The organism is Limnobacter thiooxidans, from assembly GCF_036323495.1.
Classification (GTDB): Bacteria; Pseudomonadota; Gammaproteobacteria; order Burkholderiales; family Burkholderiaceae_B; genus Limnobacter; species Limnobacter thiooxidans.
Genome location: NZ_AP028947.1, coordinates 2201232 through 2218638 on the forward strand (window position 1 = coordinate 2201232; position 17407 = coordinate 2218638).

Annotated in this window: 13 protein-coding genes; 3 read left to right on the plus strand and 10 right to left on the minus strand. The window is 50.9% G+C overall.

What is annotated here, in order from left to right; genetic code table 11:
• Positions 1 to 500: 500 nt before the first annotated feature.
• Positions 501 to 1643, plus strand: coding sequence for a DNA-directed RNA polymerase subunit alpha C-terminal domain-containing protein (locus tag RGQ30_RS10070; RefSeq protein WP_130556047.1), 1143 nt, complete (start codon positions 501 to 503; stop codon positions 1641 to 1643).
• An 87-nt stretch (positions 1644 to 1730) separates the two neighbouring features.
• Here RGQ30_RS10070 and RGQ30_RS10075 read toward each other — a convergent pair whose 3' ends face one another.
• The 8 genes from RGQ30_RS10075 to RGQ30_RS10110 all read right to left on the minus strand — a co-directional run bounded on the left by RGQ30_RS10075 (position 1731) and on the right by RGQ30_RS10110 (position 11459).
• On the minus strand, positions 1731 to 2189 hold the full coding sequence (locus RGQ30_RS10075) for an MIT C-terminal domain-containing protein (RefSeq protein WP_338284373.1): 459 nt from the start codon (positions 2187 to 2189) through the stop codon (positions 1731 to 1733).
• A 422-nt stretch (positions 2190 to 2611) separates the two neighbouring features.
• Positions 2612 to 2953, minus strand: a complete 342-nt coding sequence (locus tag RGQ30_RS10080) for a YggL 50S ribosome-binding family protein (RefSeq protein WP_130556046.1) — start codon at positions 2951 to 2953, stop codon at positions 2612 to 2614.
• Between the two features lie 81 nt (positions 2954 to 3034).
• Positions 3035 to 3475: a hypothetical protein gene (locus tag RGQ30_RS10085; protein ID WP_130556045.1), complete on the minus strand. Its 441-nt coding sequence runs from the start codon at positions 3473 to 3475 to the stop codon at positions 3035 to 3037.
• Between the two features lie 85 nt (positions 3476 to 3560).
• Positions 3561 to 4025, minus strand: coding sequence for a hypothetical protein (locus RGQ30_RS10090; RefSeq protein WP_130556044.1), 465 nt, complete (start codon positions 4023 to 4025; stop codon positions 3561 to 3563).
• 93 nt (positions 4026 to 4118) lie between these two features.
• Entirely contained in the window at positions 4119 to 4778 is a 660-nt protein-coding gene (locus RGQ30_RS10095; protein WP_130556043.1) for a hypothetical protein, read from the minus strand.
• Positions 4779 to 5308: 530 nt separating this feature from the next.
• On the minus strand, positions 5309 to 8461 hold the full coding sequence (locus tag RGQ30_RS10100) for a helicase-related protein (protein ID WP_338284374.1): 3153 nt from the start codon (positions 8459 to 8461) through the stop codon (positions 5309 to 5311).
• A 2-nt stretch (positions 8462 to 8463) separates the two neighbouring features.
• Positions 8464 to 10260 carry a phospholipase D family protein gene (locus RGQ30_RS10105; RefSeq protein WP_130556041.1) on the minus strand — a complete coding sequence of 599 codons (1797 nt, stop codon included), beginning with the start codon at positions 10258 to 10260 and terminating at the stop codon, positions 8464 to 8466.
• Positions 10261 to 10265: 5 nt separating this feature from the next.
• Positions 10266 to 11459, minus strand: coding sequence for a DUF6361 family protein (locus RGQ30_RS10110; RefSeq protein ID WP_130556040.1), 1194 nt, complete (start codon positions 11457 to 11459; stop codon positions 10266 to 10268).
• Positions 11460 to 11938: 479 nt separating this feature from the next.
• Here RGQ30_RS10110 and RGQ30_RS10115 point away from each other — a divergent pair, with 479 nt between their 5' ends.
• Positions 11939 to 13708, plus strand: coding sequence for an AAA family ATPase (locus RGQ30_RS10115; protein ID WP_130556039.1), 1770 nt, complete (start codon positions 11939 to 11941; stop codon positions 13706 to 13708).
• Between the two features lie 231 nt (positions 13709 to 13939).
• Positions 13940 to 15661, plus strand: a complete 1722-nt coding sequence (locus RGQ30_RS10120; protein ID WP_130556038.1) for a hypothetical protein — start codon at positions 13940 to 13942, stop codon at positions 15659 to 15661.
• A gap of 332 nt (positions 15662 to 15993) precedes the next feature.
• Here RGQ30_RS10120 and RGQ30_RS10125 read toward each other — a convergent pair whose 3' ends face one another.
• Together RGQ30_RS10125 and RGQ30_RS10130 are read right to left on the minus strand one after the other, a co-directional pair.
• The gene (locus RGQ30_RS10125; RefSeq protein ID WP_130556037.1) at positions 15994 to 16854 is read right to left on the minus strand and encodes a BRCT domain-containing protein; all 861 of its coding nucleotides are present in this window, start codon (positions 16852 to 16854) and stop codon (positions 15994 to 15996) included.
• A 1-nt stretch (position 16855) separates the two neighbouring features.
• Positions 16856 to 17236, minus strand: coding sequence for a hypothetical protein (locus RGQ30_RS10130; protein ID WP_338284375.1), 381 nt, complete (start codon positions 17234 to 17236; stop codon positions 16856 to 16858).
• Positions 17237 to 17407: the final 171 nt, after the last annotated feature.

Genomic DNA, 17407 nt, shown 5'->3' on the forward strand with positions numbered 1-17407 from the left:
TTGGATCGAAAAATCCGGGGTAGATCACTGCCTCTGAGCAGCCCGATGTCAGCCTCAGAATACTCTCATACTCCCAGGTTAAGAGTATTTCCCCCAGCATCGAAGGAACAGCTAGTCTATCGCAAAGGTTCTAGCTGCAGATTTTGTGAATGAAACACTTGATGCGGACATTGAATCAGTAGATGATATAGATGCTTATTGTTGACATGGACCAGAGTGTTCAATATCGACAAATTGATTGGCTCTTTAGCGTCTCAAAATCCAATCTGACGGAATCGATATCACTTCAAGTCTGCCCTAGCAAACAGTTAAAAAGACAATACATTACAAGCGAGACCAACCAATAAAAACATTAAAAAAAAATATTCCGAAGTAAATTTATAGAATAAAAAGTATTACACAAATAAATAAATAAAAAAACCGAAATTAAAATTTATCCAACAACAGCCACAATGCTGTTATTTATATAAGCTTGCTCAACAAAAAATAAACCATTGTCAATGGAAAAAGAAATATACAAATCAAGTATTAACTTCACAGAGAACCTAAAAGATGATTTTATTGGTCTACCACACCATATTATCACGATCTTTGCAAATAATTTTTTTAAAAAATCCGGTTTTGATTTAATTCATCCAATTGACAAAAACCTCAACAAAATCGAAATAAATAAATACCAGGAAGAAATTCAGGAATTCTTGAATTGCAGCACTTTTGCCATCAAAGAACTAAACAAAGAAATAAATTTTAAAGGGATTTTTTCTACAGATGAAAAAATCGAACTTAGCACAATCTATAAAAATACTTTCGACGGAAATTCAATTAATATAAAATTAAAAAATACTCAATACCAGAGCGGAAAAAACTGGTTATTAGTAAGAAAAATGATTGACTCCATAGAACTTAGGGCTCAAGTAAGAAAAATTCTTGAAGCTTTAAATGAAAGAGACAGAGAAATTATAACGAAGGCCTACGGACTATATATACCTAAAGAACAAAGTATACAAAGTATTGCTGAAGAAAATAACCTAGGCAAAGCACGAATTTATCAAATACTTAAAGACAACGAAACAACATTAAAAAGAAAATTTTTAAAAGCCATAATAAAGGAAAAAGAATTAAATAAGGCCGCTCAAATTGAATTATTCCTTGATGATAGTCACCACAAAAAAATTACAACTCCCGAGTCAATAATTGTTATTTTCCTCAAAGCTATTTATATAAACTCACTCGAAAAAAACATTAGTATTAGAAGCGTACTAGATTTCATACAACTAAACTACAAAGAAGAATTAAAACTTATACATAAAGTTTTACCCATATTTAACTCAACGAGAATGTTTTGCAAGATAATTAGAGAATCTGTGGACCCAAGATTGTCAGCTAGGGAAATTGAGTTGAAAACTCCCTTACTCAGTAATTTAGCACTAATCGATCGTATTAACGAAATTAGCATCACAACCCTGCCACTATCGAAAAAAGCGATAAGCTGCCTCGAAGCTGTTGGCATAAGGCAAATTGGGCAACTAGCCAAAACAACACTAGGTCAATTGCTAAGAACCCCAAATCTTGGGACAAAAGATCTATTATCTATCCAACAGTTTTTCGATCTTTATAAAGGATCGAATAAAAAAGATATATAACATATTATTTTTTAACTTTATAAGTTCGAATTGACAAGCAACAATCAAAGTGCACATGCACAAGTGTAAAGTAAATCCCAATAACACTTACAGGCTCGACTCTAAGATTTTTACAAAAGTGACATTATACTCTTTGCACTGTCGATGCTGCTGCAAGCGGTTTGCAAAATTAAACGCGTCATTCAAATCAAACCTTTGGAAAACATCCAACCCTCTACTGAGCACAATTTTCCAGGCATGATCCGTAACGATCTCTCTGTCGTGCTTCGTACCGGTAGTGTCAAGAACCCATGTAAATTGCAACCCAAAACCTTGGCAGATCTCTGCAATTTTCTGAAGATTCTCGGCCTGCTTTTCACCGTTAAACTCATCCTCGACGGTCACAACGTGTACCGCAACATCCTCATCTGCAACCTTGTACATAGCAATCGTTTCCATCAAGTCCATCAAGTTTCTTACCTGATAGAACATTTGCAAGTAAGGATCGGTTATGACAATGCGTCTCGCACCAGCCAGATAGGGGCCAAACAACTTATCGAAACTCACCCCCCTTGGTTTTCTTGAAACGCGAGGTGCGATTCCTTGAGTGTCGGCTCAGATGGAATCACTGAAGGCAAAATGGCATTGATCACTGTTGGCCCAGCTATAACAGGTTAACGACAAGGCAACATATGCTGCCGCGCGCTTCTGATGTTGGTTAGCTGCAGCTTGCCAAGGTGATCCCGGACGTTTGCGAGACTAGAAAGGACGTTTCACGCCATTTCTGAATTTCGATTGACCATCGCTCTCATGCCGAGGATGTCTATGTGCGCTACAAATCGTCGATACGGTTGCATGAGAAACCTAACGACGAAGGTCAGGGGCAGACGGGCAGCGCAGCTGGCCGACTCTATCCCTTGGACCGAATTGTTAGAGAACAGAGATGCCATATACGCTTGAAATGGATTTCTCAATTGAAGTTAAGACTATCAATCCCGTGATGGGGGATACCATGCGTCGACTAAAGAGCCGACATGGATATTTTTAAGCTCCGGACGCCTAACGAGCCATTCATTTATTGCTTCTCGATCTTTCTCTGAAACAAATCCAGGGCCATAAGACGCAATAAACCCACCAGTGATCCAGCCTCCGAAGGTCAAGGACCGAGGCTCTACGACTTCAGATAAGAAGGCATCGACCAATGATTCTTGAACTTTCAATTCTGTCGGTGCTTCGAGCTCCGCCTCGAACTCAAACCCCATTTCTTGGAATTCGCCAATATGGAGTTTTTTTCGAAGTCTGCGGCTGCGTTGTTTATTAGGTGCGTACATAGGATGTTCTCTAACGCCCGGGTTAACGCGCGGCCCGGTTACGGGCCGTTGCGTTGAACACGTTGTTAGGACCGTTCGCGCTCACTCTTGGACCAGATGGTGAAGTTCATACTTCAAGGCCTCAGCATCTTTCGGGTAGACCATGTTAAAGCTGAGTGCTTTCCATTTGTTACCTGGCGGGACTTCCTTTTGGAAAGTAAAACCGACCGAGTATGTTTCTTTCTCGTCCTTTTTTATCTGCACTGATTCGATATCAGTGACGCTGCACTTGAACTTAGCCCGCCGGTAGCCAACGATCTGTTCACGGCCGTTGTATTCCGGAATGCTGGCGTTGATAAAGAAAAGGCTATTTTGTTTTCTGTCCAGGGCTACAAATGTTTGAAAAAGCGTTACCTCAAAATCTACTTGGAACGGACCGTACTTACCCTTCTTGAGTTGAGAGCGCTCAGCCATGGGTACGGCAACCATAGCAATCAACACGCCGAACAAGCCAAGTACAACTATTAACGCTAGAGCAGACATGATTTGCGGTCCTAACGTGGAGCTAGCCGGCCTGCGCGGTTTTTCGCGCAGGTCCGGTTGAGCGCTGGGTTAGCCAACAAGCACGTCATGTGCTTTCCTCGTCGGTGATGGATTCTTCAAGGAAGCGCTGTGCGAGCGGCATGTCAGGAAGCCCGGAAATGCCCAACCTCTCCAGTGCGTCGTAGTTTTCAATGGCGCGCTCGATGGCAACGTTTGCCTCGAATTTCGGGTCCATGAAAACGGTGTGATCGTTCTTTCCAGCGTGCTTTGAACTGTTGTATGCCCTGTTAAGTAAATCGCCTATGTCCTCTTCACATGTGGGTTTATCGCCTTCTTCACGGCGAAGACCATTTGCAATTTTCGTCACGATACTGCGGGAGCGCTTCCAGGCCGGCGTCTCGCCATGTTTCATAACGTAGCCAGCATACAGTTGCTCGGCAGCCGAGGCTAGAACGAGCGCCGAGTGAAATCGCCCTGCGAAGTATGCCGACAGGGCGTCTTCGAGTTGCTCCGAGGCGATTTGAATCTTTTCGATTTGTTGAATGCGCATATCCGAGCCGGAAAGTTTGGAGGCTAACGTTTGATATGAGCGGCGGCTGGAAGCAGGCGAAGCCAGCTGGAATACGTCCGCTCGATGGAAGGGTTAGCCGTCATCTCGTTCCGCCTCGCGCAAGGACTGAACTGCCAATAGCTTACCAAGGAGTGCAGTGGAACGAAGGCGGAATTCTGTTTCTGGTCTCTTGTACTTGTGGTGTTTGTCGAGGCTGTCGAGCCGGAGCCTGTGAATTCCTTCTTGGAAGTACTCAAACGCCTTCTTCTCGAGCGTTGACGAGAGGTCTATGAAGTCTTGACGGACAATTTCTCCGACGGCGAGATACTTCTCCGAGGGAACGTCTGCAAGGTGTAGGTGAAGCGTGACCAAGTAGTCTTGTGCGAAGTTGACCTCTCGCTTCGCATCCGTTGTAAGCCAGGTCGTACCTTCTAAGGTCAACTGTGTGAAGCGCGTGAACCAGCGCTCAAACTCTTCTTTGGAGATCAGCACCTGTGGAGCACGTCGAAACTCCCCTCTCTCGTCAAAGCCACCAAGGCACACCATCACTCGCATCTCTACGGCTACAGCTATGACCTTCTCATGCGCGGAGATTCGGCGTTCGAGCAACTTCCCCCACATCTGTAGATTGAAGTCACGGCGCTTCAATATTGTCGTTGCGATGAAGGAAAGGATGCCCCCGCCAAGAGCGCCGACCAAACCAAAGACTGCGCTCGAGTTCGCTTGGAGAAACTGATGAAGATCAGGTGGCATGGTGGATACTGTGATGGCTAACTTAATTTATCGAACAATAACGGCGATATCCGTTTATTCGAATGTCACGAGTTATTTCTTTAACCTAAATATTTCAGTTATTTGCGAAGCATTGCATGAACAGGATAAAAAATAAACCCTGGTTATTCGCCACCAAATCAGGAGCTCGGAACTCGATTCCGAGACTCACTGTCATCATCGGCTACCGAATAAGTTTTAAAGTCTGCTTTCGCAAATAACTCAGACGTTTCAGCCGCCAGATCAAACGTCCGCTTCGGCCGAACACCCGCCTTCTGCTATGTTTTCAGTTGCAGTCAGCATGAATCGACACGGATTTTCTCGATAAATTTTAAGTGAGATCAGGGTCATCGGTTACGTCCGTTTCGGCCGAAGCCACCAGTCACCTATTTCATGAAAAATGGCTGTTTCTGAATACAGATCAGCCATTTGCATTTCCTACTGGGTAGTACCCGTTAACAGAGCAGAGGAACATGTCATAAGCCTAAAATATGGTGGCCAGCCTAGCATCATTAGTCCGGTGCGATGTCCAGTACCGGTGGCGTCAGGTCGATGCGCCATTTGGCAACGGCCGCCTGACGCTGCTCTTCGTCGAGGTCACCGAGGTGCGTGAGAAGTTCTTCCTGCCGAGGCTGACCGAAGACGAGACGGTAGAGCGCCAGCCCGCGCTTGAGTCGCTGCAAATGGATCTCGTCGCGGGACAGCGGTAGCAATGGAACCCTGCGTTCGATGCGAGCGCCGCCTTCCGTCTCGAACAGCCAGAAAGTCTTGAGGTCAGTTCCGCGTTCTTGCTTGGCGAGCTTGAACATGATCTTCCACGGATCTTGCCCTCTCTTCCAATGAGCGCTCAGGCCAACCCGGCCAAATGCACTCGCAACGTTCTTGCGGACTGCATGGCCTTTGTAGCGATGGACACGTCCTTCGCGCTGCTCCATATCCACCGGATTTGACGGCAGGTTCCAGTGAACGATGGCATGGCACCAGACGTGGAAATCGAGGCCCTCCTGACCCACGGACGTGGATGCGAGCACAAACGGACGAAACGGTGAATTGAATGCTGAGCGCACCACCTCCGCGCGGGTCTCTCCCTTCTCATCCTTCAGGTCTCCGAAGCGAAGTGCGAATTGGCACCGCACCTTAAAGGGCTCAATTTTCATTTGTCCTCGGTTGGGCTCCAGCTTGAACTCATCGATTGACAGCGGTACGGCTCGAATGGAGAGACTGTTGCTGATCTCGGCGGCAACCTTGATGACCCTCTGTTCGTCAGGCGCGCCTGTAACCCCGAGAGACTCCACAAGCACGTGCACTTGTTCGTCGAGGAGCGAACCCAGATTGCCGTCCAAGCCGTGTTGGAGCACGAGCTCCCAGTATGGCCGTGTCGATGTGTCCCTAAGGATGGTCACGGACTCGCGTACGTTGAGGAGCGACTGGAACGCCACGCCGATACTAGAGGATGCATTCAACAGGGCGGGGTCATCCCACTTTGCTGTCGTACACGAACGCTTGAGCGATCGAAGCGCGCAGACTGCGGGGCTGGCGAGTGCGAGTCTGGCTAGCACTCTTGCCAGGTCGGCAGGAGGCGCTCCAAGCTTGAGGCTGCTCGCGTCGCTCACAGCTCGGATAAACATGGCCACATGCACCGAGTGCTTCGACTCGCGATCCTCAGGGTCTTCAACGCCTCGCCAAGTCTGCAGCCACTGTTCAATCCTCGGACTACTAGCGCCGTCCAAAAGTGCGACTGCGGCCCAATACCATCGCTCATCGGGACGCGAGCCAGTGGTTTGGTGCATCGCAAGATAAGGACGCAGTGCTTTATGGAACCTCACCTCGACCTCGTCCAGCACCCACTGCTGACTGGGTAGATCGGCAGACTTTAGGGACAGCTCGACCGGGTCCACGATGCTGGCCAAGGCTGGAGAAGGGTGCATGAGCAACAGCATAGTCATCCCGGTCGGGCTGCCGTCAGTCTCCTGTCTGAACCGAAGTGGCCTTGGGACGACCGTCTCGTAGTTACGCCCCGAGTCTCTGGCAACCTTGCTATCGGAGAACGCCAGGCGCTCCGCTTCATATGAGCAGAGCGACGCGATCGCATCTGGGACAACGTTCCAAGCAGAGAAGACCAAGGACTTCGTCTGAGTGCCTAGACCCTTGAACGGTCCCGCGGGTTCCCACGCGGGAAGTGATGGCGGTAGCCACAGCACTCGCCAGAGACCGCGGCCCGTCGTGTCTCTCATCAATGCGCGCATCCGAGCGTTCGCTGGGGCGACGGCTGCGAACTTCTTGAAGAGAGTTTTAGTAAGGAGGCTCCGTCGATTGCGCTGCAGAAATGCGACGAGCTCGGCGCGACGCGTGCGAGTCAAGCCATCGACGTTGCGACGCAGCTCATACCCCTTCATGAGGTTGAGTGCGTACGGGGTGGACTTCCAGTACTCGATAGAGTCTCTAGCGTCCGCCCTGAGCGACGCCCCGTCAATAAGAAAAGCCTGCGCCAGGTCATCGACCTCTATGGGCGCTGGCACTGAAGGCTCACACGTCATCGAGTCGAGGAGTGCCGTGCTCGCGACGCGCTCTGTGCGACACATGACCTGCTGCAGCCTTCGCTGGAGAACATCTCTGGCCGGTTCGACCTGCAGAGTCGACGCAGTCAATGAAAGGTCGAGCAAGTCGCGCCTGAACCTATCGAGTTCGTTCTTGACTTCTTCGATGGTTTGCTTCGAGCCGAACAGAAATTCGAGTGTCCTCAGAAAATCAGGATAGTGATCATCGTCCTTCTCATGGTCGAGCGACAACATCTTGTATGGTGTCGCAGACAGAAGCAGAACTCTGGCTTTATTGTGGTTGAACAGGGCGTGTGCTAGTTTGGAGGCTGGATCTTCGTCTTGGAGCAAATGGCGAAAGCGCTGGAACTCGTCGACAATGACGAGTCTTGGTATCAACGCTTTTAGGCAGATCAGGGCCAAGCGTTGGCGCATCTCACCAATGACATCGTAGCGTTCCTCGCTGTCTTGGCGAGGAATGTCTTCGCGGTAGTTCTTGAACTTGAGGGCAAGCCTGCGCAGTCTCTTAAAGAACGCCTCGTCTGCTTGGAGGTTCTGGATGTAGCGCTCGGCGATATCGAGATCATACGCTTCGGTCTGTCTTGCCAACGCATTGGCCCAACCTCTCGGGCTAGCGTTCGCATGGAGAAGGTTCGCGAGTCCATCCGAATTCAGGCCACTACCCCGGAGCATTCTGAAAATGAGGATGCGCTCAGGAAGCCATCCCCCCTGGGACTTGAGGTCAAACGCGGTGCCAGGTGTGAAGCTGACAAAGTTGATCCGGTTTTTAGCCAAATTCTTGACGTGAAGAGGCAGCAGCGTGAGCCTGCTCGCGAGCGAGAAGTCCTTCTGGCCCAAGACATTCAGCCGAGCGACGTTCTGGTGGGCGATGGCTGCGTTCGAGCAGATGTAGACAAAGTCTGCGCGCGCCTTGCTGTTTTTCAAGTGCTCAATCGTCTTGGCTATCACCCCTCGAGCCACCATAGTCTTTCCCAGGCCGACCTCGTCTGCAACGAGGAAGCGCCTAGTCGGCGTCTCGGCGAGGAACATGCGATGGAAGACGTATTCGACCGTTCGCCGCTGGAAGTCTTTGAGACTGCGAAGCGTCTCGTCGGCGGAAAATGGCATCGTTATCGACCCTTTGCGACCCTGGCCGCCTCGAAGACCTTCCATACTAAGTCGAAGGCTGGCGGCACGATGTCCCCGTCATCGCCAGCGAGGCCTCTTAGGTGTTCGACGACTCGCGCGACGTCATTGAGTCGCTGCGGCTCGCGAGACCACACTCGAACAAGGTCTTCCAACAGCGCTGCGGAATAGTCGAGCCCCTTCTTCCACTCGAGGCTCTTGCCGTCGCCTGCAGGTGGCTTGGCAGGAAATTCTTGGTCGAAGCCACCGAGCAGAAGCTTTAGGTACCGCACGAACCCTTCGCGATTTCGAATAACCCGTCGCATGATGGCGGCCTCGCGATCCTCGGGCGCCGTCAATGGTAGATTTAGAACGAACATCAGGCGCTGGCCGCTTAGGCTCAGCGAAAGCGCAACGAGGCCCGTGATATCGGCTGATTCCACTGGAGGAAGCAGTAGTGCCTGCGCTTCCATGAGCGTGGCGGCATCGACTGCGGTCTCTGCCTCCCGGGAGAGCAACCACGCCTTAACCTGAGCGCCGGAAACTTTTATTTTAGAAGGCGAGGTCAGCCTAACCTGCCAGAGGCCATCAGGCGCTTGGATACACTCTGCATTGAGGCTCGAGTCCGAGATTGCTCGTTGGAGGTCCTCAAGTTGACTGCGTATCTTTTGGGCCTCGGCATCTTCGGCCGAGCAGACATCTTTGTCGGTGAATGGCGACAGAACTGCACCGAAGCCGCTCTGGGACAGTAGATCGGTGACTTGCCCGACTTTGCGGTGCTTGCCGATAAGTTCGACCAGGACCTCCACATTGGTGCCGGCGACCATCGCTGCATTGGTCACGTTGGCCGAGCCGACATAGAGATGCGTCATCCACGCACGCCGCAGCAGGATGGCCTTTGCATGCAAGCCGACGAGGTCTGGTGATGTTTGCTCCTCACCATCTTCGGTCTCGGCAGCGTCGTCGAGAACGTAGCAGGCGCTGAAGCTTGCTCGAGTCTCCGCACTCAGCGCCGACAGAGTGTCAGGCCGGGAGATGAGTGACACGCGCTGTTTGGCGTTACCGCAGACCTGGGCGACGGCGGTGTCAGTCAGGAACGGAGAGATGAGGGCGATCTCATCGGCGGGGCCGGGCCTCCACTGCGTCTGCTTGAGCCCGAGTACGTGAAATTTCACTTCCTGCCAGTCGGCCGGGGGCGCGAGCTTGGTACGCAGAAGGTCGTCGGTCAGTTCGGTGATCTGCTTTCTTCGAGATGTCTTGAGGCGCGAGACCACCCAGTCAGGCAGCAGCTCTAGTAGGTTGCACAAGGGACCGTTCTCTGGCCGGGTCGCTAGTCGAACTTCGCCCTCCAAGACCAGGGAAAGGTCCCAGCATCGGTCGGAAGTTAAATTTCGAGACAAAACACCCAAGCGGATTATGGGGGGGCGTTGGTTGCTGGGATCTGCAAAGCGCAAAAGCCAGAGCTTTGGATGAAAGGCTCCGCCGCCCGGCGCTCGCACCTCGACGATGGTAGATTCGAGCAACGAGAACAAGGCATTTCCCTTGCCAGGAACAGCCGTCCGGCCTCGGTCTGCGAATACTGTAAGTCGCTTGGCGACCCGCTGCAGCGACTCTAGAAGTTGGATGGGGTCTTGGAGGATGGAGGCATCATCCCGATTGGCCATCCAGGCCAGATGGACAGGCACTCCAAGGAGGCTCAATGGATCGAGCGAGTAGGTTGTCGCGATGCCCTTGTCGAACACCAGTCCCAGCGGAGGCGTCAACAGGCTGGTGAGAAGGCTGCGGTTGTTTGGATCGAGCATGTGCGTCAGCTTCGGCGAAGCGCCGGCAGAAGGTCGCGCAGGAAGTCATTGGTCGTCGGCCACCGATACACCAACCGGTTCAAGCCAGAGCTGCCGCCCCACTGGTTCAGTGCTCCTCGATTGGTGAAGCGAGAACGTGACTTCTTGAGCGTCCGCTCGCGACGCTCGATCAGATCTCGGGCTGAGTCATCCTCGGCGAACTCACCCCGAGTGGCGATCAGACGGGCAGTCCAATCCGCCACGAAGCCTCGCGTCGTACTCGAGATCGGATGTCCGCGACTTGCCAGAACGTTCCAGAGATCGCCGAGGTCCCACTTCTCGATATCGGATAGGCTTGCGCGACCCCGCCACTCTTCAAGTCCCTCACGATGGCTCTGACCGAGGGCTTCGTCTTGGCGCTTGTCTGCCAAGCAGACGTTGTAGAGCCATGCCGCCCCCTCGACGACGTCCGACAGGAGCCGTCCGTGTTCCAGTAGGTCACGCGTCGGCTTCGGAAACGAGCCGAGCTGGTGGTGAAGCCACGGCTCGCGACAGTCGTCAGGCCTACCGCGTAGGACAAGCCAAGAGAGCAGGCTCTCGGGGCAGCTTGTCGCGATGCGGTCACGCAGGTATCGAGCTTCGTCGGGACTGATCTTTAGGCTGAGCTTGGTCGGGAACCCTTCGGGTGCAGCGGGCAGACCCAGATGCCATGTGGTCAGCGATGCGTTGGGGTCCGCATCGTCGTCGTCTTTCCGGCGACGGGCAGTCCGCTTCAGGGCCAGGGCTGGTGCGCTACGAAAGTAGTCGCTCTGTGAGCCATCAAAGGCCCGGATGCCCCAAGTGCGCAGGCCAGCCCAGTAGACCGAGCTCGGTAGCCGCTTCAGATCCCCCTTGGACTGGGCACCGAAGACCCCACGCTCATTCTTGTCCAAGAGCGGCTCGACCATGGACAGCTCGAACCTGCGAGACTCGAGCGAGAAGGAACCTGGCGCCAGACGTCGGCTCTCGAGCTCTCGATACATCCAGGGCACCAGCAGCATGTAGCGCAAACGCGTCTGAATAGTCGACGTTCCCGGGAAAAGAATGTCAGCGATGCCGTCCCGGATCGAACCGATGCCCAGTTCGTCTCGACTTTCCTTCTCTCGAAAGAGCGAAAGGACACGCAGGCTGCGGTCTCTTGCAGCGGAGTCATGGTCAAGCCAGGTCAGGGAAGATGCCATCGAACTTTCTTCCTATTATGCGGGGCAACGTTCTTTGTAAATATTCAGTTCTGATTTTAAAACGGATTTTGAGGAAGGCGTTCGACATTGCGCCCCAAAACTCTCTGAATCGCTCCTGCTTTTGTGGAAGGCCGTCAGCTTTGGGACCACTACAGCCATTCAAGCGGGAGGTGCTAAACATCGGCAATGGCCGATTTTCGGTCTGAGCGGACTTTGAGGCTTACAGATGGATACATCTGAATTAAGTACGAAAGCAGACTTCGTAATATCGATGGAATCCTATGATAGCGCAGACATCCAGAATCGAGATCTAGGTCGCCATGCCGTGGCAAATAACATCAGTTTATTTTTCATCCTGTTCATGTAATGCTTGCAAGATACTTGAAATAGTTAAGTTCATAAAATAACTCGCGATGTTCGGATAGAAAGACATCGCCATTATTCTTCCATAAATCAAGTTAGACCGAACGATCCGACTTATGACTATTCTCATCCCTAATCTGGCCATCGCAGGCTATCGAAGCTTTGGAAAGCAACCGCAGTACTTCGAGCGATTCGCAAAGATAAACATCTTTATTGGCCAGAACAACGCCGGTAAGTCAAACGTCCTGCGGTTCTTGCACGAAATCTACCCGCTAGCATCCAAGAGAGAACCAATAAAACTCGACTTATTGGCAAGACATTTGCCAAGTCAGCCTCCCACGTTGCTTGGAATTGGTGAGTATGTCGACCGGACCGAGCTTGGTCATCCTAAGCTAATGAGTGATCATAGGTTGATATTGGGGCGAGAGAATGAGCATGAGAGAGCAATTGCGGCCACGGTATTGGGCAAGCTTTTCTCAGAAAAGTGCCGTATTGACCAGACCACTTTGTGCTGGACATTAATTACATTACCAGGTGGCAAAGACCAACAAGAATCTTGGCCTAACGCCGCAAAAGTACTTAATGATCACGAGATTCAGCAGGTCTGGTCCATACTGACCCGAATGAGCGGAGGTGACCGAAAGCATAGTTGGGAGCCTGAAGTGCTTAACCACGTACCAGCGTCTTCAGTAGCGATCAAGACTCAACTTATACCTGCCATTCGACAGATCGGAGCTAAGGGCAGTACCTCTGACGCTTTTGACGGCACAGGAATCATTGAACGAGTTGCAAAGCTTCAAAATCCCGATATTCACAATCAAACAAGTCGACAGAGATTCAATGCCATCAGAGACTTTCTACGTGACGTCTTGGATCGGCCGGAAGTAACAATCGAAGTCCCATATGAACGCGATACGATCTTGGTACATATGGATGGAAAAGTACTTCCGATAGAATCGCTCGGATCGGGAATCCACGAAGTCATAATCCTTGCATCTGCTGCAACAGTCCTCCAAGATTATGTTGTATGCATAGAGGAACCGGAGTTACATCTGAATCCGATTCTTCAGAAGAAGTTGCTCCGCTACCTTACTCGGTACACGAGCAACCAGTACTTCATTACTACACACTCGGCGGCACTTATGGACACACCAGACGCCGAAATTTATCACGTACGCTTAAAGGATGGCGCCTCTACAGTCGAGCGCGCAACCAGCAATGAGCATCGTTCGGTAGTTTGTGAGGACCTGGGTTACCACCCATCAGATCTCCTGCAAGCAAACTGCGTAATCTGGGTGGAGGGGCCATCCGACCGTATTTACTTGAATTGGTGGCTGCGGACTTTGGATCCCAAATTAGTTGAGGGTATTCACTACAGCGTCATGTTCTATGGTGGTCGTCTCGCAGCACATTTGACACAGTCCCCCGACAGCAACGAGATCAGCGATTTCATTTCGCTTCGCCGACTAAATCGGCGAGGGGTAATGATTATTGACAGTGATCGCGATAAGCCACATGCACCCATAAATGCAACTAAGCGCCGACTTAAGGAGGAGTTTGATTCAGGTCCAGGACACGCATGGATCACGGACGGAAGGGAGATCGAGAACTATCTCCATTCCTCACAGGTGACGAATGCCATCTCTGCGATTCATCCAAGGGCAATTCAAATTGCAGGAGCGGGTAAACATGCCAATTTACTGAGAATCAAGTCGGTGAAGGGAAAAGATACCATGGCTTCAAAGGTCGAGGTCGCCAAATACGTTGCTGCAAACTTTGAACCAGACTTTGGTGTACTTGACTTGCGGAAAAGAGTCACTGAGCTTCGGAAATTCATTCTTGACTCTAATCCTAAGACTGGACCAATCGCCGCGAATGCTGCCTAGCCCCTCGTTCAAGTTGACCCGCTTCATCGCATGCCTTTACGAGCAGCTTAGCTCAAACGGTAGGTATCAGAAACACAGTTGCTCGGCGCTCAAGCAGGAGTTAGCGAACTAATGGATTGCCCCAAACTTCTCCGCACACTTCTTATCGGTGACAACCCACGGCTTCTTGCCCAAGTGTCATGTTTACTGGCAAGGAAAAGGTACTATCTGCCAGTAATCGACGGACCGCGCATGACTCGCCCGGACTACCGCGCCGAACTCTCGATCCGCGGAAATGCCGCTGCAAGCATGAAGGCAGAAACAGTTGTTTTTGTCGGGCTATCTGACGAAACTTGTTCTCTATTTTCTAGACAAATTCCTGCGTCATTGTCCAAACGAATTGACTCCGTCGACGAAGCGGAGAAGCTGCATGGGCTCATGCGTGCGACAAAGGGGCAGGCGCTCTTTTGGGGTTACGACAAGCTTGCATATGGCCTCCTTACTGCACTTCGCCAACAGCGCTCAATCCACTTTGTGGACAAGCCATCGCCTTCAATCCCTATCTCAAGTCCGTCTGGACACTGGGTGTTCTGCGAAACTGGGGACGATCATGCGCAAGTCGTTGCCGCGAACTATGCGCACTCACTCGATGCTGGACTATGCCTTATACCCGGAATCGACCGGCGACAAGCTGAGACAATCTTGGAGAGCTTTTACAGTCTCTATGATTTGCACCAACCAGTCGCTGAAGCCCTTGAACGTTTGAGACAGAGACTCCGCGAGTTGACCGGCCCTCTTCCTTCGGGCGAGATAAGGTCGGCGACTTTCATAACCAAGTCGCTACCACTTGGCGTCGCCTTCCCAGAGTTTCCCTCCACGCATTTGATGTTGTATCCTCAGCTCGGCGTTTCCATGTTGGGTGGCTTCGTTGCAGAGCAGGACGACAAGCTGGGAATTGGATGTGCTGTACTGGTTGATCCCAAGAAGGCTGAGGCTCCGGAGATTGAAGCAGCGGCTGATGAGCTGAAATCACGACGAATCTTTGTGCGCGGATACGTTGGTCCTGCGGCAAACGTGCTTGATGTCAGCCGAATGGTCGAGTTGTTTCCATACGACCTACTCGTTATTGCAACGCACTGTGGCGACGCCCCCGGCTGGCGATGGACATATGAGTTTGCGGACTCCTCAGGAAAGCCCCGACACCTTGAGGTTGATACTGCAATTGGGGTCGCGTTGTCCGATTGCGACGACGATAAGGTTTTGATCACTCAACTCTATAACTTCGTTTCCCTAGATGGCGTGTCGTGGCATGACCCTGACAGAGAGTCGAAGCTCGTTGTTGGCGCAGCTATCGTGGACTTCACTGCGCGAATCGACGAACTGGAACCTGTCCTGAAGACTCCTGTCGATCGGGTTCACGGCGCCGCAGTTCTTCAGATGCACGACAACAACTACTTACCGATACCACGCGCAGTCGCCGGACATGGCAGCCCAGTCATTCTTAACAATGCCTGCGCCTCATGGCACCGACTGTCCGAGACTTTTATTTTGGGAGGCGCCAGAGCCTACTTCGGTACGCTGTACCCAGTAACGGTCTACGACGCAGAGCCGGTGACTACTGGCCTGCTAGGAAAACACTTCGGCAAGCCGCTGCCAGTTGCGCTCTGGGCCTCTCAGCGAGAGGCCTACGGAGTAAATTCACATCGTTGCCCATATGTAATGGCTGGCATCTTTCCTCAGAGATTGCGAACGAAATTTCGAGATGTTCCCGCCGAAACTGTAAAAACTTTGCTTCAAACCGCGAGGCAATATAAGAGACAACTTAAGAATGAAGTGGGTCTCAGCGAAAAGACCAAGGAAGGCATTAAAGATACATTCGAATATCTTGAGCGAGAAGCCAAGGGACTATATGAGCGCTGGATTTCGCCACGGAATATCGCGAATCCCCCGGCTAACCCCACCCGCCATAACTGAGCCCGTCAGTCCGCCAGCCATGGAAGAGCAACAAGTAACCTTGACCAATCGACTAGCTTTAGCTACGTGTGCTGTCGCGAAGGCCTCTTGCAAATTCCGCAAACCGTCGAGAATTCGCGACCTGCGATAGGATATGTAAACCCAATTCCACTTGATCCAATACGGCGCTTCCCTCTGCACGCTAGTTAGCTCATACGTCAAATAAAGTCAGCTTGAAACTACTTTTGAGTCATTTGGAATCTAAACCCACATGACCACTCCGGCAGACTAACGGTCATCGGTCCTATCGGAGACCATTAGCATCTCACACCGTCAACTAACCCAATATAGAATTACTGAAATAACTGGGGGCTGACTGCTTTCAAATTCCGCTCAGTCAGCACTCGCAAATTTGGTGCTTCCGCTTTCCTTAAATCCATCGCCATCTGAATTTTTCTGCCGTATGTTGAAGTGATCCACCCCACTGCGGTTTCGTCACCAACGACGAGGTAATTGGTCTTAGTGGTGACGCTTGCGCGAAGCACGCCACCCAGGCCGACAACTCGTTCCTCGATAACTTTTCGAAATCCTGTTTTTCCACCGAACTTGCCGGTGAATACAAGTACTGATCCCTCAATCACCACATTGTCGACTTCATCAAAATCACACAGCGGAACTCGATCTTCGCTAATCGAACCGGTTGAAGAATAGTTAACTTGGGTGACTGACTTGATCGTAACGAGTAGTTGTTCCTCTGTAATGCGTCTACTGAAGAAATCTGAAAGCGCCAATGTAATCTTGTCGAAGGGAAATCGTGAAAACAGATCTTCATTCTGTCTCACAAATTCCAATAGCACCTTTAATTCCGAGTTGTTGATATGGTCATCAGAAGCCATTCCACTCAATAGACCAAGCAGAGTGCTTTCACAAACCTCCGCCTCCAAGCTAAGAAGGCTTTCTAATAAGTCAAGTCGCTCATCCTGATGGAGTGCGCCTACAACCAAAGCGCGATCAAGCAAGAATCCAATGGTAGAAAACTCATCCGAACCAAACAAACCCTCTGCATCAAGACGCATGGTCTTCAAGGCATTCATCTCCATGTCATTGAGCTTTTGATCGGCAGCCACACCAAGCAGAAATCCTCTTAGCCTTGCGCGTGCTGCTCGAATACTTTGAGCCCGCTGACAGGTAAGCATCATGCCGTTCACGCTCATATCAAGCTGCCTTGGAGAGCTTTGACACATCGCTTGTGAAGGTGACCTTGACGCCTGTAAGCGCACAGATCAACTCTAGATCCAGGTCTGTGTTGACGTCCAAATCTTTGCCCAATAGACCTTGCATGTAAGCAAGATAAAGAAAGGAGCCTACTTTCTTGAGTTTGGATTTCACTTCAGGATCAACACCACCCTTCCATACGGCTAGCGGCAATGCACCTTTTTCAAATGACTGCTTTAAATCCAATTCTATTGATTGATCACGCCTACCGTTCTCCCAAGCCAGAATCAATCCGAAGTCTTCCGCTTTCAATCTTTGATCGAACGATAAATTGCGACTGTCTCGAATTGGCTCGGTTATACAACGAGTGATGTGGGGCATTGGCATTCCCAATAAGGAGTAATTACCCGAATGTAACGGGTATTTAACAATCACATCAACCCCTCAATTAAGCCCCCACCCCCCTTTGTCAAAAGTTGTGTGTTCGTTTAGAACTCAGGAGTTTCTTTTTCTATCAACAAGTTAGAGGCCTGCAAAAAGTTAAAAATTTCT

What these genes read in the sequence shown, in the direction of transcription:
- RGQ30_RS10085 (WP_130556045.1), bottom strand. Translation starts at nt 3,475, where the DNA reads ATGTCTGCTCTAGCGTTAATAGTTGTACTTGGCTTGTTCGGCGTGTTG.
- RGQ30_RS10125 (WP_130556037.1), bottom strand. Translation starts at nt 16,854, where the DNA reads ATGAGCGTGAACGGCATGATGCTTACCTGTCAGCGGGCTCAAAGTATT.
- RGQ30_RS10080 (WP_130556046.1), bottom strand. Translation starts at nt 2,953, where the DNA reads ATGTACGCACCTAATAAACAACGCAGCCGCAGACTTCGAAAAAAACTC.
- RGQ30_RS10090 (WP_130556044.1), bottom strand. Translation starts at nt 4,025, where the DNA reads ATGCGCATTCAACAAATCGAAAAGATTCAAATCGCCTCGGAGCAACTC.
- RGQ30_RS10115 (WP_130556039.1), top strand. Translation starts at nt 11,939, where the DNA reads ATGACTATTCTCATCCCTAATCTGGCCATCGCAGGCTATCGAAGCTTT.
- RGQ30_RS10070 (WP_130556047.1), top strand. Translation starts at nt 501, where the DNA reads ATGGAAAAAGAAATATACAAATCAAGTATTAACTTCACAGAGAACCTA.
- RGQ30_RS10120 (WP_130556038.1), top strand. Translation starts at nt 13,940, where the DNA reads ATGACTCGCCCGGACTACCGCGCCGAACTCTCGATCCGCGGAAATGCC.
- RGQ30_RS10100 (WP_338284374.1), bottom strand. Translation starts at nt 8,461, where the DNA reads ATGCCATTTTCCGCCGACGAGACGCTTCGCAGTCTCAAAGACTTCCAG.
- RGQ30_RS10130 (WP_338284375.1), bottom strand. Translation starts at nt 17,236, where the DNA reads ATGCCCCACATCACTCGTTGTATAACCGAGCCAATTCGAGACAGTCGC.
- RGQ30_RS10105 (WP_130556041.1), bottom strand. Translation starts at nt 10,260, where the DNA reads ATGCTCGATCCAAACAACCGCAGCCTTCTCACCAGCCTGTTGACGCCT.
- RGQ30_RS10095 (WP_130556043.1), bottom strand. Translation starts at nt 4,778, where the DNA reads ATGCCACCTGATCTTCATCAGTTTCTCCAAGCGAACTCGAGCGCAGTC.
- RGQ30_RS10110 (WP_130556040.1), bottom strand. Translation starts at nt 11,459, where the DNA reads ATGGCATCTTCCCTGACCTGGCTTGACCATGACTCCGCTGCAAGAGAC.